Source organism: Nitrospira sp. (genome assembly GCA_029194535.1).
In the GTDB taxonomy this organism is placed as follows: Bacteria; Nitrospirota; Nitrospiria; order Nitrospirales; family Nitrospiraceae; genus Nitrospira_C.
This window is the reverse complement of record JARFXR010000001.1, coordinates 694,742-718,851: the sequence shown is the minus strand read 5'-3', so window position 1 is coordinate 718,851 and position 24,110 is coordinate 694,742. Positions and strand designations below refer to the sequence as shown.

The window sequence follows — 24,110 nt, the reverse complement described above, 5'->3', positions numbered from 1 at the left end:
ACCCAACGGGCCGGGAGGAGGACGGCGTGCCGGAAGGCAAGAAAGTTCGCATCCGCGTTCGCACGGTCACCTGTGTGTACGTCGGGGACTTTCTCATTCCCCCGATGCGGCATCGGGTTTCCGATGCGATCAACGAAGAGCAGCGCCTCTTTATCAATCTCACCGATGTCGTCATCAACGACAAGGATCGCTCTGAATTTGTGGCCGTCAATAAGAATCTCATCGAATCCATCGCACAAATCTGACGTTCAGCTTCTCGTATTCGTCGGCACGTCCATGTCCGCCCATTGCGGCGGACGCTCCACACCCGTAGTGTCCCGTCACTGAGACCCGGCGACGCCATGCCTACGTTCGGCAGACTGTTCCCCTTCCTCAAACCGTACATCTCTCGCATGATCGCCGCAGGCCTGCTGGTCATGGTCGTAGCCGCGATCAATCTGGCCTTGCTCCGGCTGGCCGGAAACCTCTGGGACGTGATTACCGTCCGCCACGACTCTTCGCGCATGACGGAATTGATCGGGGCGTTTCTGGGGCTTGTGCTCATCCAAGGGTTCTGTTCAATGGGGCACAGCTATTTGACTGCGTGGGTGTCTCAACGGATCGTAGCCGACTTTCGGATCCATGTCTTCGCACACCTTCAGACGCTTTCCGTTGCGTTCTTCGCCCGTCGCCGAACCGGCGAACTCTTGTCGCGGCTCATGAACGACGTCACGCTCATGCAATCCATCGCCACAGAAACGCCCATCGACACCGCCAAACAGTTCGTCACCTTTGTGGGTGGCATCGTCTTCCTCCTCGTGATGAACTGGCGACTGTGTTTGTTGATCTTGATCCTCCTGCCGCTGCTGGTCTTCGCGGCACGGTTCTTCGGCCGCAAGCTCAAATCGCTTTCTATGTCGATCCAAGATCATACCGCGGCCTTGAGTACGCTGACGGAAGAAGTCATCTCCGGCATCCGCATCGTGAAGTCCTTCGTACAGACCGACAGGGAGGAGCGACGATTCTCTGCGCAAATTGAACGAAATCTGTCCCTTGGTATGCGGCGCGCGGGCATCATGGCCGTCTTCATTCCGGTCATCAGCCTCCTTACCTTCTCCGCAGCGGCCGCCGTGCTGTGGTACGGAGGCAGACAGGTGATCGACGGATCGGTGTCTCCGGGTGAACTGTTTGCCTTCGTCCTGTTCGCAGGTATCCTGATCGGCCCGTTCAGCTCGGCCGCCAGAGTCTTCGGACAAATTCGTGAAGCGCAGGGCGCCACGCAACGCGTCTTTGAAATTCTGGATGCGCGTCCGGACATTGACGATGCACCGGCCGCACGTCCCATCGATTCCGTCTCAGGACATCTCCGTATCGAGCAGGTTGGATTTTCTTATGATGTTCGGCAGCCGGTATTAACAGATTTGTCCTTCGAGGCCCAGCCCGGACAATTGATTGCGATCGTCGGACCCACAGGGGCGGGAAAGACCACCCTCATCAACCTGATCCATCGGTTCTACGATCCGGCCGAAGGTCGGATCACAGTCGATGGACAGGACCTCCGGGACATCACATTGGAGAGCTGGTATCGGCAGGTGTCCTTAGTCCCGCAGGAAACGGTCCTGTTCGGAGGGACGATCCTCGACAATATCCGCTATGGCAATCCGCAAGCCGACGACGAGTCCGTCCAGGCCGCCAGTCGCGCCGCCCATGCCCATGATTTCATCGTCGGCCTTCCGGACTCGTATCAGACCCAGGTCGGCGAGAAAGGCGTCAACCTATCAGGCGGGCAACGGCAGCGGATCGCCATCGCGAGGGCGATTCTCAAAAACCCTCGTGTACTGCTGCTGGATGAAGCGACATCATCCCTCGACAGCGAATCCGAACGCTTGGTCCAGGAAGCGCTGGAACGGCTGATGACGGGCCGCACGACGTTCGTCGTCGCGCACCGCCTGACCACGGTCCAACGGGCTGATCGTATTGTGGTGCTCAACAAAGGGGCCCTGGTCGAAACCGGCACCCATCACGAATTGATGGAGCGCAAGGGACTCTATCAATACCTCTATTCGCTGCGTCTGACCGAAGTTCCCCTCTAGTCTCGTAAATATCCAGAAAGCCGTCAGCTTCATGCGGATTACCGGCGGCCGATGTACAAAAGCCGGGAACGTCGTGTGAGGAACCGAGGCGTGCGAATCCAGGTTGAGCGGGCAGATCTTGACACAACAATGTCTCGGCCTGTTGATCTTACGTCGTCCATTCACGCGATCGTGTCGAGAACCTTTGATATAATGAGTTGCCTGCCGAGGAGCAACGTGAATGGGAACCATGGATGTATCGACACTCGTCGTGACCAAGGGGACCTGCTACGCCATCTTTGCCTACGACATCGGCGCTTCCATCAACCTAGAGGAAGCCGATCGTCGCATTACAGCCAGCACCGAGCGCGGGCGCCTGCGCCACAAGGCCAGAGCGCCGCAATACTTTGAATATCGTCCGGCTCCTTTGCGGCTGATGCAGGAAGCCGGTTCCTTGACCGTCGCCACCTATTCATCGAGCCCGACGGTCGAAGTCATGGCCTACGATTTCGGAGCCGTCACGATTACCTATCGATTCGCCTTGGACGGGCCGCTCGACAACTTGCTCGAACTGAGCGAGACGCTCTACGAGCATGAGCAACTGTTGATGGAGTCCCGAGCGCGGGTCGAACAACTCATTCAGACCATTCACGCATCCGTCGAACGGCCGAAGATCGCCGCCGAAGTGGAAGACTATCTTATCTTCGAAATCAATTCGTGCACCCCTTGCCAGGACATTCCCTTATGGGTGCGCGGGGAAGCTGAATTGGCCCACATCCTTCGCGGAGAGCGCACCCCTCTGTCGGATCAGGAGATTCGCGATGCCGTGTCCTGCTGCATCTCATTCGGAACCGACGACGCCGCGCTGATCGATTGGCATGCGGCCGTGCTGTTCGGAAAGGATATGGACGACGTGCGAGCCGTGTTGGAGTTCGCGAATGTCGAGTTGCTGGAGATGCGGATACTGGACGAACAGCTCGACCAGTCTCTCGATCAGGGGTACGAGGCGCTTTCCCGCAAGCCGAGAATCTTGTCCCTCCCGGGATCCTACGACAAGGACACCACCCTCATCGCCCAGCTTCAGGTCGACGGGGCCCTCCTCTTCGAGCGCGTCACCAATACCCTGAAGTTGCTGGGGGACCAGTATCTCGCGCGGGTCTATCGCCTGGCCTCTCAGCGCTTCCACTTGGAAGACTGGGACAAGAGCATCCTGCGGAAACTGGACACGCTGGAAAGCATCTACGGCAAGATGTCGGATCGAGCCGGCACGCGGCGAATGGAATTGCTGGAATGGATCATCATCGTGCTGATCGCCGTTTCCATCGCGGTGTCGTTCGTTCCCATCAGCAAACCTTGATGTGCACCTGATCTTTGTCCGCTCCACAAGAAGACTAATCGATGACCATCTCTCAGATATGCCCCCGCTCCGTCATGCACTGCCGCGCATCGCAATCGCCTGCCTGCTCCTTGTTGGAGGATGTGCGGGAGACTCTTCCGGGCGACACAAGCAGACAAGCGACATCGAGATCGGCACGACCACCAAAGCCGACGTGCTCAAACGGTACGGAGGACCGGATTTTGAGCAACTATTGCCCGACGGAGAAATCGCGACGTATCGACCGAGCGCTTCGCCTCCGCCGAAACCGACGGTCAGTGTGCCGACCGTTCAAACCGGACCGCTGGAGACGATGACGACTCAGAGTCAGACGGTCGATCCGAGGTTCGGCAAAGGCACCGGCCCACACCATCGTCCGCAAACGGAATTGCAGATCCGATACGACCAACAAGGCATCGTGCGGGAGCTGATCCAATGACGATTGGGCCGCGGCATGAGCCAACCCCGCTCCTCATGAGCTTCCCAGTTCTCTGAGCATCCGTTCCGCGTCAGGCTTGTACTTGCGCTCCCAAGTATAGCGGTAGTGCGGCCGGTCGAAGTGTACGACGGTCTCCAGCTGCTTTTTCGCCTCTTCCCGCCGACCCTGCTTGAGGTACAATTTCGCCAGCATGATGCGCGCATTGGCGAAATTCCCGTCGGCCGCCACCGACCGTTCCAGATAGTCTTGGGCCTTCTTGTCGCTTCCCCCCAGTACCCAAGGAATTTCCATCAACAGCCCGCCCATCATCTGTAACGCTTGAGAATGCTGAGGCTCGAGCTCAATGGCGCGCTGCGCGCAATACTTGATCTCTTTCACGGCAAAGGCCGCGTTCGTCACGCCTCGGAGACGTGCAGCGCTCCCGATGTTCAAGGCATGAAAAAAATGTGCATCCGCGAGTCGATCGTCCATCTCAAAGGCCTGCTTGGCCGCATCGGCACCGGCGTCATAGGCCGCCAGACGCTTTGCCTCATCCGTCAGCAAATCGTCCGCGAGATCGAAATATGCTTCCGCCAGCTTCACAAGCAACGAGGGGGACGGCTTGCCTTCGCGCACCCGTTCGAGCAGCACCTGAAGATCCCGCTCAAGCGTCTGCGGATAACCAGCCGGCATTTCATTCCGTTGCGCGCCCGCCTGTCCGGCAGCCACCAATACCCAACACAGCAGGAGTCCGATGACGATCGACTCGATCCGGGTCATACGCCCCTTATACACTTCCCGGGCGCGACTCAGTCAAGCAGCTTCCGGCCCGCTCCGATCGGCCGACCTCGCGGCGAGGCTTCCACGGAATTGCGCGATTGTCCCGCCGTCCGGAATGTCATGCCGATCGATGCATTGGAACGAGGAGGAAGCAGGCAAGCCAATTATGGGCAGGGCTCTGCAGCGACCAACTCCCGAACTTCGTCCAGCTCACGTCGCCCCAGGTCAAAAGTCTCGCGGCGCAATTCCCTGCCGTTGCGCGCGCGATGGACCAATTCGTCCGTCTGAAAATCATACTCGGGGATATCCTGATTTTCCCACCGCTTGGTAAAGTATTGATAAAACAGCGTATAGAGTCCATGGTGATCCATCTTGTGCTGGAACACGTATTCGGGCATCCATCGGACGTCGAGTCCTGTGTGATAGTGCTGGAGCCACAAGTAATCGCCGAGAATGATCATCCGAAGGTGCGGCCGATCCGAATAGAGCTTCAGACGGATGACTTTCCCGTTCGCGCGAAATCGCTTGATCAGCGCGATTGTTTCCGTCAGTTCATCCCGAAATCGCACCGGCGTAACGTCCAGATGCGGGAGTGACCGGGCGCGACGCGAGGCCTCCTCGGAAAACGGATTCAGCAGAATCAGTTTTGCTTCCAGACAGGTCTCGAGCACGGCGTGAATCTCCGCCTTGTCGTCGATCACCGTACCGTGGCCGGTCACGCCGATCGCCAACGCGGTTCTTCCCAAGCTCTGCTGCCTCTTGAGCTTCCAGATCGCGCGGGCGGCAGCGGGATCGTGCAGCGGAAAGAACGAGACGAGACCCGCTCCCCTGGCCATCACCGCCTGACGCCGGTCTTGAACAGCCTGCCAAAGATAGCTGGACACGGCGATCAGGAACAGCGCCACGCCGACCTCGACAATCAACAGCAGCACCTGCTCGTGTTCGACGCGCGACCAGAACGTCAAGAACTGCCGCGCAATGTTCGGCAGCGACCAAGCAATGCCGGCACTCAGTACCACGACCAGCCCGTGAAGCCCCAGCAGGCCCGCCTCCCGCCCTAAAACTTTCAGTTTCGAGATCAGTCCGTTCTCCATTCTCCTCCTTCTTGTCCCACCGAGTCTGGCCGAGGTAGTTCACCGTTCGTATATGACAAGCGTCGCACACGAGGGTTACATCCGAGTAAAGCCTGGGCCAACGGAAGGTTAATTGATCCGTAGCGATGGGCGTCCTAATTGCAGTTCCACCCAGAAACCTGAGTACTTTCCTCACGCAGGATGCCTACGGTTCAGGATCCGGCTCCAGGACCTCCAGATAACAGATTGACCCTCGATGATATACGCTTGCGTAATTGACGCACCATCACGCGGCAACAGTCTCGAGCTATACCTCAGGCCAATCACATGATCAATCATCATGGTCACCAAGGAGGCACTCAACGATGGTGCCCGTCGGACAGTTGATGAAACAGGATCTCGCCACCGTTGACACGGGCACCTCTGTCGTTGAATCGGCCAAGCTGATAAAGGCCTGCAACGCGGGTAGCGTTCTCGTCTCTCACAGAGTTCGGATCGTCGGCATCGTGACCGAATCGGACATCGTAAGGAAGTTCCTCGGGTCCGAGCGGATTGCATACTTCACTCCGGTCGAATCGATCGTGAGCAGTCCTGTGCTGGGCATTGAGGCGCGCCAGCCGATTACGGAGGCAGCGGAGGTGATGAACAAGCACCGCACCCGCCATCTGGGCCTGACGAAGGCAGGTGCCATCGTCGGTGTGGTGTCCGTACGAGATTTCCTTCAGCCGGTGGCCATCGACGTCTTCTGAATCCATTCCGGCCGGCCGGTCTTGATCTGGGATGCTTCTCGTTGATTGGTTTCAGAACCCCTGCGCATCGGGGATCAATGGAAACCCCGCCGCGTCTGGGCTAGCGAGACGAAGAGTCGAAAGCGATCGTTCTCGGAGTCCTATCGGACTCGATGTGGTCCGAGAAGTAGGTAGTACCCCGGGGCATCGCAGGAAAGCATCGGACGCCGAGGGGGCTTGCGATGGATCTGAAGTACCCGGCTGAACCGGCAGGCCCGAACTACTTGACCTTGGAGAAGTCCGCGTTGATTTTCGCTTCTTTGCCGTCTTGAAGATTGACGACGAACACCGAAGCGGCAGTGGGATCAAAACTCTCGTAAGAAAACACCGCGGTGAACCGTGCCCGATAGGCCGGCCCGTTGCCTTCGTTCTTTCTCCCGCGATCGGCCTTGCCGACCGGAAGAACGGGCTTAATCCGTTTGGAGCCCTGCTGAAGTTCAATGGTCGCGTCTTCGGCGAAGTACTCGTCATCGCCGCATAGCTGCACTTCGACTTCCATATTCGGCATGTCGACGACCTTCTTGATGAACTCCTCCGGCATGCGGATCTCCGTTTTTCGCTTCTTCGATTCCGATGCCTCTTGGCGGCCGAACGCTTCCAGCCGATACCGCTTCGTCCGAAGCACCGCGCTTGCCCCGCAGGGGTCCTTTTCCGGATCGGCCCCGACCCGTGTCGCTGTTGACGCCTGCTGGAGTACTTTCTTGACTTCCTCAGGGGAGTTCGCCTTGTCCATGGGTGTGCGGCCCGCTTCGAGAGCCCTTTGAGCCTCCTCCATCGAGAGTTTCACGTCGATGGACCAGGCCGGTGCGGCGCCGACCAGGATCATGCAGGCGAAAGCGGTCAGTTTCAGTCCCTCTCCCCATCCTCGAGCTGCCATGAGACCCTCCACAAACTATAGCGAATAAGAGCCGGCATTGTACGGAAAGCCTTCTGCCTTTGCAATCCGGGCGCAACACATAGGCGCAGTCGTCCACCTACTCGGGCGACATCTTCGCCCAGTTTTCGTAAGGCTTCTGCCGATACACTTGCTCGATCTCCGCTGGGACAAACACGCCGGCCTGCGTCAATAGACGGTGGAGCAGGCGCAGCGGAAGCCCAACCACCGTAGTGAAATCGCCGTTGAGCGATTCGATCAGATCTCTGCCCGCGCCCTGAATGGAATAGGCGCCGGCCTTGCCCAAACTGTCGCCTGTGGCCAGATACCGGTCATGCGCCCGCGCATCGTATGGTTTCATGTGGATCTGTGCTGTGGCGAGCCGCGTCTTGTCGAACGCTCGCCTCAGAGCTACGACCGCCACGGCGGTGTGCACCTGATGCCTGCGTCCCGCCAAAGTACGCAGTGTGCGGCGCGCATCGTCCAAGTCTACCGGCTTGCCGAGTACCGTCCCCTCCAACTCGATCAGCGTATCGCTCCCGATGACGACGGCTTCCGGATCGACCGCGGCAACGGAGTGCGCCTTCTGCTGCGCGAAGGAGGAGGCCAGCTCCTGCGCCGTTCGGCCGGCGATGATTCGCTCGTCGCAGACGGGATGTCGAACCTCGAAGGTCAGGCCCAACACGGCAAGCAACGTGCGGCGTCTGGGTGAGGTGGATGCGAGGACTACCCGCATCGGGAAGCCAGAGAAGCCGGGTCTTCGACCGCGGTCTCGTCGGCGAGAACGTCAAGACTGCAGGACCGAGCGGCAAGGGTTCGAGCGTGATAGGCCGCGAGGGCAGCTTCGACATCGGCGACGGAAGAGACTTGGAACATGGCGGCTCTGAGCGCGGCGGCGCGGGGAAACCCCTTACAATACCACCCGAGATGTTTGCGCATTCGTCGGAAGCGATCTGTGCCCCACCGCCGTTCGAAGCATCTGGCATGCTCGAGCATGATGTCGAACCGCACAGGGAGAGCGGGAGTCCACGGCTGCTGCGCGGACTCAGGATCGGCGTCGATCGCGCGGCTTGCGCGACGGGCCGCCTCCTTCTCGCAGAAGAACCACGGCGCTCCCAAGGCGGCCCGGCCGATCAGCACCCCGTCCACTCCCGTCTCCCGAATCCGACGTACCGCCTCCGCGAGACTCTGCACATCGCCGTTTCCGAACAGCAGCGTATCGGTGCCCCGCACCACGTCGGCAGCCCGTGCAATGGCATGCCAGTCGGCCTCTCCCCGATACATCTGTTGCAACGTCCGTCCGTGCAGCGAGATCACGGCCGGACGCTCGAGCAGCAGATGCTCGATCCAACTGTCCACAATGACGGCGTCATAGCCGAGTCGTGTCTTGACGGATAAGGGAATGGGTCGGCGTTCGATTGTGGAAGCGGTCCGACGCCGGTCGTTTAGTCGATGAATGGCCTCGGCCCGCGCCAGCCTGATCCCGGCAGATTCCAAGGACTGACCGGCCGCCCAATCCTCGATGCCTCGGCGGGCCGCGCGCATCACGCTGTGGGCGAGATCAGGAGTCTTGATCAGCCCGGCGCCGGAACCGGACGACGCGACATTGCGCGACGGGCACCCCATGTTGATGTCCAATCCGTCGAACCCCAGCTCGCAGACGACATGGGCCGCCTGATAGAACAGGTCCGGATCCTTGCCGTAGAGTTGCGCCACAATCGGCCGTTCCAGCTCGCCGTATATCAACGAATCGAGCAGGAATTCCGGCCCTCGGCAGACGTCATGGATGTGCGTAAACTCGGTATAGAAGACATCCGGCCTCCCATGTGCCGCGACCACGTGACGAAAGACAGCATCGGTCACGCCGTCCATCGGAGAAAGTCCCAGAATCGGGCGCGGCAAGGCCCGCCAAAAACTCATCGACTCATCTCCCCATTCGTCTCGACGGACGGCGACCGATGTTCGTTCGCATCTGCATAGGCCGACCGCAGCTCCTTGGCTTCCCGATCGGCGAGCGGCCACAGCTGCGGAGCGCGCTCGCGCACGAATTCGAGGAACCGCGCGATCTTGAGGAGAAAGAAATCGTACGGCTCAGCGACGACCCGGACGTCGCGAAACCACCAGGGCACGAATTCGTCAAGCGCGGTGCCGCGCTGCGCAAGTTTCCGGCAAGTGTCCGGGAACATGGCCGTCAGTTCACCGCCCCATCGAAGAATTTCATTTGGCAGATAGCTGGTTACGTATCGCGCCAATCCGGTGCCGTCCTCCTGCACCGCCTGCCACTCCGCCCCGGAGGGGCTCACCTGGCCAGAAGCGATTTTCGCGTAGCGAACATATTGCGTCTGCAATCCATCTCGTTCCTGTTGCGTCACGCCGGGTGGAGAAACGGTCCGATCCGCCGGTCTGCCGACCTGCCCCGGCGAGCGAGGGCCCTGAGCCGTCAGACGCGCGATCTCATGATGGAATCGACGATCGGCCCGGCGAAACTCGTCCGCAATTACGGCCACGGCCTTGTTGTCCACTTCCAAGGCGACAGCTCGAAGGTGGCGGAGCTTAGGATGGGCCAGTGTCTGTTCGAGCAGGTCCCACAGCACTGGCGGGATCGGCGCGTCGTGGGCATCGATCCACGCAGGATGCGCCACGGCCGCGTTGCCGAGGGTATCCGCGTCCTGTTCCGCCAATCCGGCTACATGGATTTCCACCACCCGCTCGAGTGGAAACTCGTTGAGAAATTGTTGGACGAATTGTTCCAGCGACAGATGCCGCCCGTCTCTTCCATAGTGGTACACCGTCCAGAGATGCCCGATGTCGAGCACGAGACCGCATGCGACACTGTCCGTCACCCTCCGAAAGAATTGTGGAACTCCCAGGTCGCCGGCACAAAAGTAGGTCAGGGGAGCCATCTCCAGCAGAAACATAGGGGGGTCTTCCGAGGACGTCTGCCAATTCAGATCCAGCTCGCGCTGTACCAGGGTGATGTTGTCCGCCACCACGTCGGCGCTCGTCGCCGTATATAGAGGTGGGAGATAGGTCCCGAAGGCGACCCCTCCCATCTCCTTGGCGGCACATTCGTGGTTCAGCCAGTGGCTCCGAATGCTGCGGAGTTGCCGGACGGTCTCGTCCAGTCTTGCCCCGAGATGCGGAGATTCGGGAAAATCCGGTTGCGTGACCCAGAGCCCTTCACCGTGATAGGCCAACGGCATGGCCGGCAACCGGCGTCGAACCGATTCGAGCCTGCCGGTCGTGGCCTGGAACAGTTCGAGGTAGGCCGGCCGGAGATCACAACAGGCCAGGGCATCAAGAAGCGCAAAGAGATCGGGGCTGTAGCAATCCACCGACAAACCGAGACCCAGACCCGGAATCCGATCGACGCGGCGTTCGAATTCTCTCTGTGGGAAATACGTGGAAACCATCGGGGCGGTCTTGCCAGCAGGACAAATTTTGTCCTAGTCTAGTCTCTGAAGCGATGGTTTGACAAGGCAAGTCCATGGATCCGATGGGGAGAACCCGTCTGCTATACTTGGCCTACGCCGACGGGTAGACGCCCTCACGAATCGCGCAGGACGGCTCAAGAGAGGGTGGTGGGCGATGCCCGGCCCCGAAGAACAACCTCCGAAACAACTATCAACCCAACCAATCGTGGTCGCGCATATGATGACACCAGGAGTCGTGCAAGTTCCAGGCGATGTGTCCGTGAGCGAGGCGGCATTGATGCTGGAACGGGAGCAGGCTCCCTGTCTCCTCGTCAAGGATACGGATGCCCGATTCGGCGTCATGACGCCGCACGACATCGTCAAGAAAGTCGTGGCCCAAGGGCTCGAGCCGCATGAGATCGAAGTGCGAACCATCATGACCCGTCCGGTTCAGTTCATTGAATATGACGAGGCGCTCGATGAGGCCGCAACCATCATGGTCGCAACCGGAGCGTCGGTGCTCATCGTGACGAAGCAGAACCAGCCGGTGGGAGTGCTGACCGCTCACAACTTGATGCTCACGCCCCCCCGCCGAGCGACGCAGATCCCGACGGTCATCACCATAATGGGAGACGATCCCACCGTCCAGCACGCGCACAATGCCGTCATTTCGCAATTGAGCCATCTCGGCTCATCGGTGCGCTCGAAGACGCACATCGCGGCAAAGAGCCGAGTGGTGCTCGCGTTTTCCTTGCCGGGTCAGAACACTCCGCTGACCATTCACGGAAAGGTGCTGAGCAGCGGCGTGGGTCCCGTCGGGTCGGCTCAGCCTTCCGAGGAAGGTATGAATACCTCCGAGATCCAGTTCGTCGATCCTTCAGACGCCAACCTCGCCCGCCTGAAAGCGTGGGCACTCCAAGCATTGCCCGCCTCCTCCGAATCCGAGTAGCATCGCGAAAACCTCTCTGCTTTGACCAATCACCGATCAGTTGATAGAATTTTGCACTGAACGGTCACGCATCGTACTCCAAGAAATGGAGAAGCCCGTGAAAACCACTACCAGCCGTTCCCGCACGATTCTCTCGAACGACGAGATGCTGCGTCAGGTTCGGACCATCCTGGAGAGTCCGGAGGACGATCTCCAGGCCGGCCTCGTCAAGGAACTGCTGAGCGGCGTGCTTCGGTTGCACGATTCCCATCTGGAAGCCCTGGACCTCAAGATCGTCAACCGCACCATCAAGGAACTGCGTCACGCATTTCGGGTGTTCCACGACTATCGCGATCGACGAAAAATCAGCGTCTTTGGATCGGCTCGTACCCTTCCGGACGATCCGAACTACGGCCTTGCGGCTGAATTCGCCGCGCGAATCGTCCGGGAAGGATTCATGGTCATCACCGGCGGCGCGGACGGCATCATGCGCGCGGCCCAGGAGGGAGCCGGCCGGGAAAACAGTTTCGGCGTCAATATCATGCTGCCGTTCGAGCAAGGCCCGAACGCCACCATCGCCGACGATCCCAAACTGGTCACCTTCAAGTATTTCTTCACCCGAAAGCTGATCTTTCAAAAAGAAGCCAACGCGATCGCCCTGTTCCCCGGTGGATTCGGCACGCACGACGAAGGATTTGAGATCCTGACGCTCGCGCAAACAGGCAAGAGCAATCCGCAACCGATCGTCTGCCTTCAGGCTCCCGGATGCGACTACTGGGACGAATGGCAGGGGTTCATCACCAGACAGCTGTTGTCGCGCCAGCTCATCAACCCGGAGGATCTGTGCCTCTACAAGATCGTCACCTCGGCCGAGGCGGCGGTCGAGGAGATCAGGGCTTTTTATCGGCGATTCCATTCCATCCGCTACGTCGGCCGGCAACTGGTGATCCGGATGACCAGCCCGCTCTCTCAGGAGCAGGTTGAAGCGCTGCACGACCGGTTCAGCGATTTGTTGTCGGAAGGCACATTCGAGCTGCACGGACACCTTCCGGAGGAGATCGATGAACCGGAATTGACCAGCCTCCCTCGCTTGATATTCATCTCGAACCGTAAGAGCGCAAGCAGGCTGCGCCAGCTGATCGACCATCTGAACCGCCTGTAGCCCGACGTGTGAATTGCGCTTTAGTCCCGTGGAGCGCCGTGGTATGCTCCGCCTCGCCATGGCCGGATCGATCTCGACACCTCGCGCCTCCTTCGTTCCCACCATCGTCCTCTATCACGCTGAATGCGCCGACGGCTTTGGCGCCGCATGGGCGCTGTGGCGCGAGTTTCCGTCAGCCCGCTATCTTCCGGTCAAACACGGGAATCCTCCCCCGGACGGCCTGACCGGCCAGCGCGTTGTCATCGTCGATTTCAGCTACGGCCGTAACCAGCTTGAGACCGTGGCCGACACGACCGACTCCCTTCTCGTCCTGGACCATCATGTGACAGCGGAGAAGGCTCTTGAGGGCTTGCCGTATGCATATTTTGATCTCAAGAAGTCCGGAGCGGTGCTCGCCTGGGAATGGGCCAGCCCGAACCCGGTTCCTTGGCTATTGGAGTACATCCAGGACAAGGACCTGTGGACCTGGACTCTGCCCGGCAGCCGTGAAATCAACGCCGCAATCGCCTCCCATCCGTTCGACTTCGAGACATGGAATCGTTTCTCTCGTAAGGACCTGGAGCATGAGGGCCGCGCCATCCTGCGATACGAGGGCGAGATCGTCGGCAAACTCTCAGCGCAAGCCGTAATGGTCGAGTTTCTCGGCGAGACGGTCCCATCCGTCCACAGCGCCGTGCTGACGAGCCAAATCGGGGAACGATTGTCGGCAGACCATGCCTTCTGCCTGATCTGGCATGATCGGGACGGCCGCCGCTATTACAGCATGCGGTCGAGGGAAGACGGGACGGACGTGGGATCGATCGCCGCCTCGTTCGGCGGCGGAGGCCATACCCATGCCGCAGGATTTTCCGTTCCTCTGGGGGCTGACGGGTCTCTGCCGGACAACTCACCCCTGCCTCGGCCGGTCTCGAATCGCCGGCGCGGGGCGTCGTAATGCCTCCTTGCGATGATTCCGCTGCACGACGATAACCCGATCGACAGCACTCCGATCATCACCGTCGTCCTGATCGTCTCCTGCATGCTCGTCTTCCTCTATCAGACCAGCCTCCCCGGCGAACCAGGGGAACGGTTCGTCTTTGAGTTCGGCGCCATTCCGGCAATAGTCTTTGGAACAGGCCCGGTCTCCGCTGTCGTCATTCCTCCCTACGCCACCCTCGTGACCAGCATGTTTCTGCACGGCGGATGGATGCATCTCATCGGAAACATGCTCTACCTTTGGATCTTCGGCAACAACGTTGAGGACGTCATGGGGCATATCCGATTCATCCTGTTCTATCTCATATGCGGCGTATTGGCCGCACTCAGCCATGCCCTCACCGATCCATCCTCCACCGTCCCAATGGTCGGAGCGAGCGGCGCCATTTCGGGAGTGCTGGGAGCCTATGTGCTGCTCTTTCCCCGCGCCCACGTACTGGTGTTCATTCCCGGTATCGGAACTGCGCGGGTGGCAGCCGGAGTCGTCCTGGGCATGTGGTTCGCCACACAGCTGTTGAGCGGAGGAATGAGCGCAGGCTCACCGGGCGGGGGCGTCGCGTTTTTCGCTCATATCGGAGGTTTCGTAGCGGGAATGCTACTGATCGGTCTGTTCAAACGCGCCGACGTTCCCTTTTTCGCACCGGCACGGCCACGTCGTTGGGACCTGTAAGGAACATCGCGTCGCCTCAGCCACCGGCTACGTGTCGATCAGTTCTCGAACTTTTTCGACCAGACCGGCTTGCCGATACGGTCGCCGTAACAGAAAGCGCCGGTTGATTCGATGTGACAGGATCGCCTCGTCGTCGTAGCCGGAGACGAAGAGCGCTTTCATGGTCGGAAACTGTCTCAGCAACCGTCTGGCCAGCTCTCTGCCGGAGATCTCAGGCATGATGAGATCGCTCACGGCGACGTGCAGGCTGCCCCGGTGCTGATGTGCCAGCATTAACGCTTCGACCGGCGAGCTGGCCTCCAGGACGCGGTACCGGTGGCGGAGCAAGGTCGATAGGGCGAGCTTTCGCTCGATTTCGTGAGGTTCGACCAAGAGAACTGTTTCTTCGCCCCGGGCGGATAGCGCCGTGGCTAGAGCCTCCGTGCGAGATCCGGCGGCCTCGACCTCAGGCATCGAGATACACACCGTGGTCCCATGACCCGGCTGGCTCACCACGTCGACCTGTCCGCCGTGTTGTTTGATGATCCCGTACACTGCAGTGAGCCCCAATCCTACGTTCGTCTCCTTCGTCGAAAAGAGCGGCTCGAACATCCGGGATTGCGTATCGCGGGTCATGCCGCTGCCGCTGTCGCTGACCTGAATCACGGCAAGGCCGCCTCCCCGTTTCGTCTCGCGGCCGTTCTGTTCTTTCGCCGCCTGCCCCCGCATCACGTCGATCCTCAGACGACCGGTGCCCGTCATGGCATCCCGGGCATTCACCACCACGTTGAGCAACGCCTGTTCAAACCCCTCCCGGTCAATCTCCACATGCGGAGCATCGGCGGCAATCGCAATCTGGCACTCGATCCGATTCGGCAACAGATCGCGGATCACGCCGGAAAGCTGCTCAACCACGGTCTCAATTGACAGGACATGGCGGACATGTCTGTTTTCGATGTCGAGCGATGCCAGCTGGGCGGTCAACGCAGCTGCCTGCTCCCCGCGCCGAAAAATCTCGTCGACGGGCGCGTACAGCGGATCGTCCGACCGAAGACGCGACAGGACGATACCCGTCTGCTTTCCGATCACTGAAAACAGATGACTGAACTCGTTGGCGATCCCCCTGGTCAGCCGTCCGACCGCTTCCATTTTCTGCGCGTCCGTCAGTTGCCGTTCAAGCTCCTGTCGCTCGACATGGCCCTGCCGGACATGGGCGTTGGCTTTGGACAAGTCCTCCTTGAGGCCCGCGATCCTGGTTTCCAGCTGGGCCAGCGAAGCCTGCAGCGTGCTTTCCGTCCGCTGCAGCTGTTCGATGTTCTCCAACAAGTGCGCCTTCTGCTGCTGCTCCTTGCCGATTGTCTCCATCGCCATGCCATAGAACGTGGCCATCACCAACAGCACCGGCACCCCGAGCAGATGCCCGACGGAGATGGTCCCTGTTTGTGCGATTCCTTGATAGAGCAGGAAGCCGTAGCCAGCACAGAGTAGCGATGAGAAGGCCATGACGAGTGAGAACTTCCTGACCGATGCAGCAATCAGCATCAACACAAAATACGACAGATACAAATCCGACCTGGCGTTTCCGGAGAGATAGATCGTAGTCGTGACCAGGGCCGTGTCGATTCCAACCAGAAGGCCGCTGAACCATGCGACATGGAGCACAGACCGTGGCACAATGAACAGCCCTCCGAGCAGACCGGCCAAGCAGGCCATGACGAACATACTGGCCGCCGGTGCGGCGGCTGGTTCCGGACCGAACAGCAGCTCATAGGTCAACATGATTCCGACGAGGGTTTGGAGAACGAGGTACCTGTTTCGAGAGATCTGGGGATGGTCAGCCGTCTTGAGAGGGGGTTCGTCGACACCGTCCAACGGATCACCTGCCATGAGAAAGGCCTCCGGATCGCCAAAGGCATAACGCTCCAGCAAGTCCCGTACCGACGGACCCGTTCGGTACATGGCTGTTTTCTCTGACTCCCCGAAAGATGCAACCGTCCTCGACGAGGGGAATCACCTAAGTTAGGTCACAAAAACGAACGAGGAAAGGGCAGCCGAAAAATGTCTCTAGATGTGGAGCGATCCGCTAGGTGATTGCGGCTTTGGCCAGACAGGCCTGTAGGTGGAGGGCCCGCTCGATCGCGACCTCTTGCTGGGACGCCAGAAACGTCACGTGCCCCATCTTGCGGCGTGGACGCACGTTTCGCTTGCCGTACAGATGGAGCACGGATCCCGGCACCGCCAACAGCACGGGACAGTCGCCTTGCGTGACACAAGTCACCTCGTCTCCGATGAGATTCACCATGACGGCGGGGCCGGTGAGGCGAGCCTCGCCTAAGGGGAGGCCGCAGATCGAACGAACCTGCTGCTCGAATTGCGACACACTGCAGGCATCCAACGTGTAATGGCCCGAATTGTGCGGTCGAGGAGCGATTTCGTTGATGAGAATCTGCTCGCCCGGCAATTCAAACAGCTCGAGACAAAAGACCCCGATTCCGTCCAGCTGTTCGACAGTCCGTCTGGCCAACTCTCCGATACGCATTGCAAGCGACGACGAAATCCGGGCCGGGACGACGGTCGTTCTGAGAATGCCGTCATCATGCTCGTTCTCCGCGATCGGATACACCACGGTCGTGCCGTCCATCCCTCGGGCCGCCAACACGGACAATTCGCGTTTGAACGGAACGAAGGATTCGACGATCCACCGTGTCCCCTGCTGGCATACGGCACGAACGGCCTCGCCAACCTCCGACAGGTCGGATTGGCTCCGGATTCTCCATTGTCCTTTGCCGTCATAGCCGGCCGTCGCCGTCTTGCAAACCGCCGGCAAACCGATGGTTGCGACGGCCTCGAACAACTGCTCCCGCGACGAAACCGCCGCATAGCGTGGGACAGGAAAATCGCGCGCGCGCAGGTAGCCCTTTTGAACGATGCGATCCTGAATGATCTTCAGGACGGCACTCGATGGACGAAGCGGCTTCCGCTTCTCGATCTCCCGACAGAGGGTCCAGGGAACGTTTTCCCATTCGTAGGTGACGACGCTGACGAGGTCGGTGAAGGCTTCAAACGCGCGGCGGTCGGTGAACGATTGTGCGAAGGAATGTCGAACTATGCGGTGGGCTGGCGCGTCAGGATCCGGGTCCCACACGGCCGTCTCGTACCCGAGCCGCTGAGCTGCCTCGGCAAACATGGAACCCAGCTGTCCGCCGCCCAACACTCCGAGGACTGCCCCCGCCGCAATCACCGCCCGTTTCTCGACCGCCGATGAGGGCGGCTGCCCCATGAGACGCCGTCCACCAGGCCCTGCGCTTCCGGACTATTGAGCACACTCTCCGTCTGGGTTCTGCGGAAATCCTTGACCCGGGCGGCAACGTCCGGGTAGCGGCCGGCAAGAATCTGCGCCGCCAGCAAGCCGGCGTTTTCGGCTCCTCCGATGGCCACCGTGGCCACCGGAATTCCGCGAGGCATTTGGACGATCGACAGGAGGGAATCCAGCCCCCGAAGATGTTCGGTGGGAATGGGAACCCCGATGACCGGCAGATGGGTCTTGGCGGCGAGCATCCCGGGCAAATGCGCGGCGCCGCCGGCCCCGGCGACGATCACCTCGATTCCACGCGCCGCGGCCTGTTCCGCATAGGCAAACAAGCGATCCGGCGTCCGGTGCGCGGATACGACCAGCAGCTCATGGGGCACACCAAGTTCACCGAGCAGGGCCGTCGTCTTCTCCAAGATCGGAAAATCGGACTTGCTGCCTCCCAGCACCCCTACGAGCGGTTGCGCGGCGCGCGGACCGGTGCGGCGCTGGCCTGGTGCTCTCCTGGGCCGTAACGAGGTCTTGAGCTTCACGCCTCACCTTAGCGATTCTCCCCCCGGTGGTCAAGGACACTCGCGGCGCAAGCGCGTCTTCGTCGAGAAATTGACCACTTGAGCCGGTTTCCTCTATGATAGATACGTATTCTCCGACCTATCCGAGTCCTCGCGAGGCCTCCGTGGCAGGTATCGCACAAACCCTTCGGCGTAAGGTCCGCTCGATCGTCAATCAGCCGTCCGGTCTCGATGAAATAGCGGTCGATGACCTCGCGGCATCCAACAAGCTGCGAGCCTGGGAAGCAGTGCAGATTCCCGAACGGTTGAAGTTCTCCTCGAAACTCGCTCTGACGCTCATTCTGCTTTTCATGCTGATCATCGCGTTTTTGCCGTGGACTCAGACCATTACCGTCACGGGCCAGTTATCCGCCTACACTCCGTTTGAGCGACCGCAGGATATCGAAGCGCAGATTACGGGCCGCATCAGGAAATGGCACATCTTCGAGGGGGTCCGCGTCAGGCAAGGAGACCTCATCCTTGAGCTGGACGATTACGATCCGAACTTCATGTCCCCCGATCTCCTGGTGCTCTTGGAGCAACGCCGGGTTGCCCTGACCGAAACCCGCAAGGCGGCCCTCGCACGCGCCGGACAATTGGACAAGCGGATCGGGGAGATGCAGAACATCGTGAAAGCCGCCGTCCCGTCGGCTCAAGCGCGTGTGATCGAGGCGGAAAACAAAGTGCGGGAAGCGTACCAGAAGGTCGAGGCCGCCAAGATCGCGGTCTCGACCGCAGAGTTGAACGTCGATCGGCATAAGCAACTGGCCGAACAGGGACTCGTCTCCCAACGGGAACTGGAAGTCGCCATCCTCTCGGCCATTGCGTCGAAGGCGGACCTCACCGGCGCGCAAGCCAACGTCAAGGCGGCCGAGCAAGGAATGAAGGCGCTGAGCTTCGGCCGGGACCAAGTCAATGCGGAAGTCCTCCAGCGGTTGCTCGACGCCGAAGCGGCCAGAGACGCATCGATCGCGGAAGCCGCAAAAGCGGCCGATCAACTTGCCGAAGTGTCCCTCCGTATGTCGAATGCCGAACAACGCCGGAACGCGAGCCGCATCCTCGCTCCCATCGACGGCACCGTCGTCAAGATGATGCAGGCCGGCGCCGGCGAAACCGTCCGGCAGGGGGACAAGATCGTCCGCATTTCTCCGACCAGCGCCGACAAAGCCATTGAGATGACGGCCGATGGGCTCGACGCCCCGCTTTTGAACGTGGGCAGAAAGGTCAGGATCCTGTTCTATGGTATTCCGGCTATTCCCCTGCCGGCCTGGCCGGACCTGATGGCCGGAACCTTCGGAGGGCTAGTCAAGGTGATTGACCAAGTCGACGACGGTAAGGGCAATTTCCGTTTCTGGGTCGTGCCGGATCCCGACGACCGTGCGTGGCCTCCTCAAGAACACGTGCGTCAGGGCACGAAGGCCATGGGCTGGGTGATTCTCAACCGTGTCCCACTGTGGTACGAACTCTGGCGCCGCTTCAACCTGTTCCCGCCGGACTATCAGGAACGTCCTCCAAGCCTCATCGACACCCTCTTGCCCAAGGCAGGACGGGGTGCCAAGTAAAGATTGCGCAGACGATTCGATCTCGTTCCGTTCATGTGCATGCGGCGTCGGTGGCGCTGCGCCGCTCCGGGTTCGTCGGCCTTAGGTCATTTACTTGAGGAAAGGAGTTCTCCATGTCTGTTCGATGCCTGCTCGCGCTGATCCCGACCTTCGTCTTCTTCAGCCTGCTCTCGGCTCTCGCTGCGTCAGAACCCGCCGTGTCCGACAAGACTCTCCCTCCCATTCCATTGAGCGTGGATGAAGTCCACGCCTGGATCGATCGCACCCACCCGCTCCTGAAGGGAGCCGGAACCGAGAAGGTCATGGCCCGAGGAAAGATGCTGAAAGCGCTGGGAGCCTTCGAGCCCGTCCTCGTGAACGACACGGAACTCGAACGGTTCATCTCCAGTTCCAGCCCCCAGCTGGGCACCCAGTCCAAGGGATACAACGATACATTGATCGAAGCGCGGCACCCCTGGGGATTCCGCGGAACCGCCGGCATCAGAGAGGTGATCAACGGGCCGGCCAATATTCCGGATCTGGGCTTCGGCGGAGGAACCGGTCAAGTCATTCTCGGTGGATTCTTCCCGCTCCTCAAAGGGCTGCTGATCAATCCGGATAGCGCCGAGTTGCAGCGTTCGGAATTGGCGGATCCGCGCGCCGACATCAGGATCGCTCAGACGAGGCAGGACTTGTTCCTTGCTGCAGCCACCCAGTTCTGGGATTGGGTGGCCGCCGTTCGGTTTGCCGAGATGCAGCGGAAAGCCGTGACCGTGGCCGAAGGGAGATTCAAACAGATCGAAGGGCGGGCAAAGGCCGGAGCAGCGGCTCCCCTCGATGTCGTGGAGGCAAACCAAGAAGTCCAGCGCCGGCGCGAAGTGGCCATCGGCACGCAGCGACTGGTGGAGCAGGAGCAACTGAAGCTCTCCATGTTTCTCTGGGAGAACGGCGCTCCGTCGGTGCCTGCCTTGGACCGAGCTCCGGGATTTCCCTCGCAGACGCTCATTCCCAACCCCGAGGACGTCAAGGCTCATAAGCTGCAGGCCAAGACCGAGCGCCCGGAAGTCAAGGAGATCGGCATTGAGGCGCGATTGAACAATATCGATCTCGAACTGGCGAAGAACAATCTGTTGCCCAGCCTCGATGCGGAAGCCGCCCCGGCGCGGCAGCCGGAAAAGTTCGTGCTGGGCCTCGGCTATCGCTTCGGCATTGAGCTGAGGATGCCGATTCTTCAACGAAAAGGCCGAGGTGAAGTGCTGGAGGCGCAGGGGAAGGCCGATCGCTTCGTCCTGACCCAGCGGTTCCGCGAGCAGCAAGTGGTCATCGACGTGGACAACGCCTTGTCGGCGATCGAGCGGGCAAAGGAGCGGATCTCCACCGCAGTCGAGTCGCTTCGTCTCGCAAAGGCCGTCGAGGAGGGGGAGCGGTTCCGATTCAGCCTCGGTGCGACGAGCGTCTTGTTTGTCAATCTAAGGGAGCGGAATTCCGTGGACTCGGAGGCTCAAGTCATCCGCGCGAAAGCCGACTACCAGAAGGCTCTGGCGCTGTACCAATGGGCGATCGGCGCATGGGGTAAGTCCGATCCTTCGGCCATTCCGGTCAACTATCGAGCCAGGGACTGATCCTGGAAGAAGTGGTTTTTTCCCTTGTGGTTTGATAGTTTTAGCCTGTTGTCTCGTCACCTCTACGCCGGCGTCGAATCCGACCGTGGTTTCGACGGCGGTACGTGTTTCTGACGGAGAGGCGGGATTCTGTGCACACAGCCGCAGCCAGCCGACCGAACCTGATTCAAGCAGTCCTCGGCTACATCGGCATCATCTTCCGTCTCGAGCGGCGGCTTCTGGCGCTGGTCTTCTCCTACTCGCTCGCGATCGGACTCTTCTCCTTGATCGTCCCGTTGACCGTGCAGGAACTGGTCAACACCTTTGCGTTCGCGATTCAGCCAGTCACGATCGTCACCCTCGCCGGCGTCATGGTCGCGGCCCTCCTGTTCGTCGGCGCGTTCAAGGCCCTCCAGTACTATGCCGTGGAGATGCTGGAACGGCGGTTTTTTGCCCGTGTCGCCATCGGCATGGCCCAGCAACTGCCCCGCCTGCAATTCCTGGGTTTCAAACCGCGCTACGCCAACTACTTCATGGAAACCGTGTTTATGCAGCGGGCGATGTCCGTGCTCCTGGTTGATCTGATCGACGTAGTGGTGGGAGGCGCGGTGGGACTGACCATTCTCGTGTTTTACCATCCCTATTTCCTGCTCTATGCGGGACTCCTGCTGGCCGGATTCAACGTGGTCTTCTTTCTCTTGGCGCACGGAGGTCTCACGGCCACCCTCGAGATGTCCCACGCCAAGTACGAAACCCTCCATTGGATGCAGGAGATTTCGTACAACCTGCTGCACTTCAAGTCCACGGACAGCCAAGCCCTGCTCATGCAGCGAACCGACGACCTCGTCGACCGATATCTGGAGTCCCGTCAGACCCGCTTCGGCATCCTGATCCGGCAATACCTGGGATCGGTGGGTTGGCAAGCGGTGGCTCAGGGCGGTCTCATTGCCACCGCGGGGTGGCTGGTTTCGATCGGCCAGCTGACGCTCGGACAATTGGTCGCAGCGGAGGTCGTCGTCAGCGGCCTTATCGCGAGTTTTGACGGTGTAGTAAAGCGTATGGGCCACATTTACTATTTCCTGACCGGACTGGCGGAGTTGGATTTCGTGTTCTCATTGGCCAAGGACAAGACCGCGACCACGCTTTCGGTCCCGCTCCCGGACCCGACTATTCACGGTATTCGCGTGACCTGCAAAGATTTGACTGTTCAACACCCGGAGTTGCCTCCGATTTTCAGCAAGTTCGATCTTGAGGTGATGCCGGGTGAAAAGATTGGAGTCTATGCCAGCACGACCATCGCCAAGACGGCGCTGGCTCGTGTCCTGGGCGGCATCGAAACGCCCACCTCGGGCGTCATCCGTTACAACGGCATCGATCTCCGCCATATCAACCTGATCACCATCAACCGTTGCCGCGGCTTTATGATCGACTCTCAGTTGTCGCTCTTCGAAGGCACGATCGAAGACAATATCGTCCTGGGGCGCTCCTATATCCCATACACCGACGTCCGATGGGCGTTGCGCTTCGTGGAGCTGGAAGAGGACGTGGACGCCCTGCCGCAGGGGTTGAAGACGAACGTACGCGCCCCTGGAAAGATCCTCGCCCCGACCCATATCATCCGTATCCTGCTTGCCAGGGCCATCCTGAGCCGGCCTCAAATCCTGATCTTCGACGGCATTCTTCACAATCTGCAGCCGGCTCTGCGCGAAACCGTCCTCCGCCGCATCTGCTCCAAGGACGAGCCCTGGTCGGTCGTGTTCGTCTCCAATGACCCCAATTTGACATCGCATGTCGATCGGCGATTGATCCTGGACTGACAGAGGAACGTCGTGCATCCTGTTCAATGGATTTTCTCGTTCAAACCTCGCGTCGCGCAGGTGGTCGTCAGCATCTTGATCGCCGGGCTGGGCTGGCTCAGCGGGCAGGCATTGAGCCGCGTCGACCAGGATCTCCGCATCATGTACACGGAATACACGCTCGGCGCAGCCGATCTCGCGCATATCTCGGCCGACGTGATGCGCTATCGCAATACGATCATCCGGGCCTTGGAAGCGGACAGTCAGAAGGAGTTCGAGCGCATCACCGAATCGTTGCCGACTCAGCGTGCGCGGATTCAGCAGGCGGTCGACCGCTATGCCGCGGCAGGACTGCGAGTTTCGCGGAGCGGGCGGAGCGAGCCGGAGGACATCGAAGCGGTACGGAGAAGCCTCGATCAGTACTTTTCCGTCGCCAGCACGACCGTTCAACTGCTGACTCAAGAGTGGACGGCGGGGTCCCAGTCCGAGCGAGAGGTCCTGCGGCGTAAAGCGGAAGAACATGCCGCAGACAACGGCGGCCCCAAAATGATTCAGGTCAGTCTGGCGCTGGACCGTTTGCTGGACACGGTCGCCGATGTGGCGAAAGACATGCGGGAGGAAGGCACCAGAGCGATCCAAGATACCAGTCTGCTGCTCGTGGTGGGCAGTTTCTTTATCGCATTTCTGAATCTGTTCTTGGCGAGACGACGCCACACGGACACACTGGATGACTTGGTGGAATCCTCCCACACCTCGTCTTCCTCCTCCCCGGTTCTCCGTTCAGGCGATCACCCGAATCCTCTCTTACGATCCGAATAGACTCGG

General features: G+C 60.1%; 22 protein-coding genes. 13 read left to right on the top strand and 9 right to left on the bottom strand.

Translation table 11 applies throughout. The annotated features are described in order from the left end of the window. The first annotated feature begins 26 nt into the window (after positions 1-26). The 4 genes from P0111_03360 (at position 27) to P0111_03345 (ending at position 3,865) form a co-directional block, all read left to right on the top strand. Positions 27-245: a hypothetical protein gene (locus P0111_03360; protein MDF0643043.1), complete on the top strand. Its 219-nt coding sequence runs from the start codon at positions 27-29 to the stop codon at positions 243-245. Between the two features lie 96 nt (positions 246-341). Further along, entirely contained in the window at positions 342-2,072 is a 1,731-nt protein-coding gene (locus P0111_03355; protein MDF0643042.1) for an ABC transporter ATP-binding protein, read from the top strand. A gap of 220 nt (positions 2,073-2,292) precedes the next feature. Further along, positions 2,293-3,408 carry a hypothetical protein gene (locus tag P0111_03350; protein ID MDF0643041.1) on the top strand — a complete coding sequence of 372 codons (1,116 nt, stop codon included), beginning with the start codon at positions 2,293-2,295 and terminating at the stop codon, positions 3,406-3,408. Between the two features lie 58 nt (positions 3,409-3,466). Further along, entirely contained in the window at positions 3,467-3,865 is a 399-nt protein-coding gene (locus P0111_03345) for a hypothetical protein (GenBank protein ID MDF0643040.1), read from the top strand. 33 nt (positions 3,866-3,898) lie between these two features. Here the strand turns inward: P0111_03345 and P0111_03340 are convergent, their stop codons facing one another. Both P0111_03340 and P0111_03335 read right to left on the bottom strand, forming a co-directional pair. Continuing rightward, the gene (locus P0111_03340; protein MDF0643039.1) at positions 3,899-4,624 is read right to left on the bottom strand and encodes a tetratricopeptide repeat protein; all 726 of its coding nucleotides are present in this window, start codon (positions 4,622-4,624) and stop codon (positions 3,899-3,901) included. A 164-nt stretch (positions 4,625-4,788) separates the two neighbouring features. Continuing rightward, positions 4,789-5,718: a hypothetical protein gene (locus P0111_03335; protein ID MDF0643038.1), complete on the bottom strand. Its 930-nt coding sequence runs from the start codon at positions 5,716-5,718 to the stop codon at positions 4,789-4,791. A gap of 344 nt (positions 5,719-6,062) precedes the next feature. Between P0111_03335 and P0111_03330 the strand changes: the two genes are divergently transcribed. Continuing rightward, entirely contained in the window at positions 6,063-6,446 is a 384-nt protein-coding gene (locus tag P0111_03330) for a CBS domain-containing protein (GenBank protein ID MDF0643037.1), read from the top strand. A 259-nt stretch (positions 6,447-6,705) separates the two neighbouring features. Here P0111_03330 and P0111_03325 read toward each other — a convergent pair whose 3' ends face one another. From P0111_03325 to P0111_03310, 4 genes are all read right to left on the bottom strand, one after another. Next, positions 6,706-7,362, bottom strand: coding sequence for a hypothetical protein (locus tag P0111_03325; protein ID MDF0643036.1), 657 nt, complete (start codon positions 7,360-7,362; stop codon positions 6,706-6,708). Between the two features lie 97 nt (positions 7,363-7,459). Beyond that, entirely contained in the window at positions 7,460-8,095 is a 636-nt protein-coding gene (locus P0111_03320; GenBank protein ID MDF0643035.1) for a Maf family protein, read from the bottom strand. After that, positions 8,086-9,279: a tRNA-dihydrouridine synthase gene (locus P0111_03315; protein ID MDF0643034.1), complete on the bottom strand. Its 1,194-nt coding sequence runs from the start codon at positions 9,277-9,279 to the stop codon at positions 8,086-8,088. The genes P0111_03320 and P0111_03315 overlap by 10 nt, the downstream gene beginning before the upstream one ends. Then, the gene (locus P0111_03310) at positions 9,276-10,772 is read right to left on the bottom strand and encodes a DUF692 family protein (protein ID MDF0643033.1); all 1,497 of its coding nucleotides are present in this window, start codon (positions 10,770-10,772) and stop codon (positions 9,276-9,278) included. Before P0111_03310 ends, P0111_03315 begins: the two co-directional genes overlap by 4 nt. Before the next feature lie 238 nt (positions 10,773-11,010). Here P0111_03310 and P0111_03305 point away from each other — a divergent pair, with 238 nt between their 5' ends. From P0111_03305 to P0111_03290, 4 genes are all read left to right on the top strand, one after another. After that, entirely contained in the window at positions 11,011-11,721 is a 711-nt protein-coding gene (locus tag P0111_03305; GenBank protein ID MDF0643032.1) for a CBS domain-containing protein, read from the top strand. A gap of 97 nt (positions 11,722-11,818) precedes the next feature. Further along, positions 11,819-12,862 (top strand): LOG family protein, encoded by a 1,044-nt coding sequence (locus P0111_03300; protein MDF0643031.1) that lies wholly within the window; start codon positions 11,819-11,821, stop codon positions 12,860-12,862. Between the two features lie 43 nt (positions 12,863-12,905). Then, positions 12,906-13,796 (top strand): DHHA1 domain-containing protein, encoded by an 891-nt coding sequence (locus P0111_03295; GenBank protein MDF0643030.1) that lies wholly within the window; start codon positions 12,906-12,908, stop codon positions 13,794-13,796. Positions 13,797-13,808: 12 nt separating this feature from the next. Beyond that, positions 13,809-14,507 carry a rhomboid family intramembrane serine protease gene (locus P0111_03290; GenBank protein ID MDF0643029.1) on the top strand — a complete coding sequence of 233 codons (699 nt, stop codon included), beginning with the start codon at positions 13,809-13,811 and terminating at the stop codon, positions 14,505-14,507. A 27-nt stretch (positions 14,508-14,534) separates the two neighbouring features. On the opposite strand, the gene P0111_03285 is transcribed toward P0111_03290, so the two are convergent. From P0111_03285 to purE, 3 genes are all read right to left on the bottom strand, one after another. Continuing rightward, positions 14,535-16,445: an ATP-binding protein gene (locus P0111_03285; protein MDF0643028.1), complete on the bottom strand. Its 1,911-nt coding sequence runs from the start codon at positions 16,443-16,445 to the stop codon at positions 14,535-14,537. A gap of 124 nt (positions 16,446-16,569) precedes the next feature. Further along, positions 16,570-17,766 (bottom strand): 5-(carboxyamino)imidazole ribonucleotide synthase, encoded by a 1,197-nt coding sequence (locus tag P0111_03280; protein ID MDF0643027.1) that lies wholly within the window; start codon positions 17,764-17,766, stop codon positions 16,570-16,572. Continuing rightward, on the bottom strand, positions 17,724-18,245 hold the full coding sequence (purE, locus tag P0111_03275; protein ID MDF0643026.1) for a 5-(carboxyamino)imidazole ribonucleotide mutase: 522 nt from the start codon (positions 18,243-18,245) through the stop codon (positions 17,724-17,726). The genes P0111_03280 and purE overlap by 43 nt, the downstream gene beginning before the upstream one ends. Before the next feature lie 179 nt (positions 18,246-18,424). Between purE and P0111_03270 the strand changes: the two genes are divergently transcribed. From P0111_03270 to P0111_03255, 4 genes are all read left to right on the top strand, one after another. Continuing rightward, positions 18,425-19,909 carry an HlyD family efflux transporter periplasmic adaptor subunit gene (locus tag P0111_03270; protein MDF0643025.1) on the top strand — a complete coding sequence of 495 codons (1,485 nt, stop codon included), beginning with the start codon at positions 18,425-18,427 and terminating at the stop codon, positions 19,907-19,909. Between the two features lie 113 nt (positions 19,910-20,022). After that, positions 20,023-21,510, top strand: a complete 1,488-nt coding sequence (locus tag P0111_03265; protein MDF0643024.1) for a TolC family protein — start codon at positions 20,023-20,025, stop codon at positions 21,508-21,510. 131 nt (positions 21,511-21,641) lie between these two features. Beyond that, positions 21,642-23,306: an ATP-binding cassette domain-containing protein gene (locus P0111_03260; protein ID MDF0643023.1), complete on the top strand. Its 1,665-nt coding sequence runs from the start codon at positions 21,642-21,644 to the stop codon at positions 23,304-23,306. Positions 23,307-23,318: 12 nt separating this feature from the next. Further along, the gene (locus P0111_03255; protein ID MDF0643022.1) at positions 23,319-24,104 is read left to right on the top strand and encodes an MCP four helix bundle domain-containing protein; all 786 of its coding nucleotides are present in this window, start codon (positions 23,319-23,321) and stop codon (positions 24,102-24,104) included. Positions 24,105-24,110 lie beyond the last annotated feature (6 nt).

Excerpts from the sequence above, each read along its gene's own strand:
- P0111_03270 (MDF0643025.1), top strand. The coding sequence starts at position 18,425 with ATGATAGATACGTATTCTCCGACCTATCCGAGTCCTCGCGAGGCCTCC.
- P0111_03330 (MDF0643037.1), top strand. The coding sequence starts at position 6,063 with ATGGTGCCCGTCGGACAGTTGATGAAACAGGATCTCGCCACCGTTGAC.
- P0111_03295 (MDF0643030.1), top strand. The coding sequence starts at position 12,906 with ATGCTCCGCCTCGCCATGGCCGGATCGATCTCGACACCTCGCGCCTCC.
- P0111_03285 (MDF0643028.1), bottom strand. The coding sequence starts at position 16,445 with ATGTACCGAACGGGTCCGTCGGTACGGGACTTGCTGGAGCGTTATGCC.
- P0111_03345 (MDF0643040.1), top strand. The coding sequence starts at position 3,467 with ATGCCCCCGCTCCGTCATGCACTGCCGCGCATCGCAATCGCCTGCCTG.
- P0111_03320 (MDF0643035.1), bottom strand. The coding sequence starts at position 8,095 with ATGCGGGTAGTCCTCGCATCCACCTCACCCAGACGCCGCACGTTGCTT.
- P0111_03280 (MDF0643027.1), bottom strand. The coding sequence starts at position 17,766 with ATGGGGCAGCCGCCCTCATCGGCGGTCGAGAAACGGGCGGTGATTGCG.
- P0111_03310 (MDF0643033.1), bottom strand. The coding sequence starts at position 10,772 with ATGGTTTCCACGTATTTCCCACAGAGAGAATTCGAACGCCGCGTCGAT.
- P0111_03340 (MDF0643039.1), bottom strand. The coding sequence starts at position 4,624 with ATGACCCGGATCGAGTCGATCGTCATCGGACTCCTGCTGTGTTGGGTA.
- P0111_03355 (MDF0643042.1), top strand. The coding sequence starts at position 342 with ATGCCTACGTTCGGCAGACTGTTCCCCTTCCTCAAACCGTACATCTCT.
- P0111_03305 (MDF0643032.1), top strand. The coding sequence starts at position 11,011 with ATGATGACACCAGGAGTCGTGCAAGTTCCAGGCGATGTGTCCGTGAGC.
- P0111_03290 (MDF0643029.1), top strand. The coding sequence starts at position 13,809 with ATGATTCCGCTGCACGACGATAACCCGATCGACAGCACTCCGATCATC.
- P0111_03350 (MDF0643041.1), top strand. The coding sequence starts at position 2,293 with ATGGGAACCATGGATGTATCGACACTCGTCGTGACCAAGGGGACCTGC.
- P0111_03335 (MDF0643038.1), bottom strand. The coding sequence starts at position 5,718 with ATGGAGAACGGACTGATCTCGAAACTGAAAGTTTTAGGGCGGGAGGCG.
- P0111_03325 (MDF0643036.1), bottom strand. The coding sequence starts at position 7,362 with ATGGCAGCTCGAGGATGGGGAGAGGGACTGAAACTGACCGCTTTCGCC.
- P0111_03315 (MDF0643034.1), bottom strand. The coding sequence starts at position 9,279 with ATGAGTTTTTGGCGGGCCTTGCCGCGCCCGATTCTGGGACTTTCTCCG.
- P0111_03265 (MDF0643024.1), top strand. The coding sequence starts at position 20,023 with ATGTCTGTTCGATGCCTGCTCGCGCTGATCCCGACCTTCGTCTTCTTC.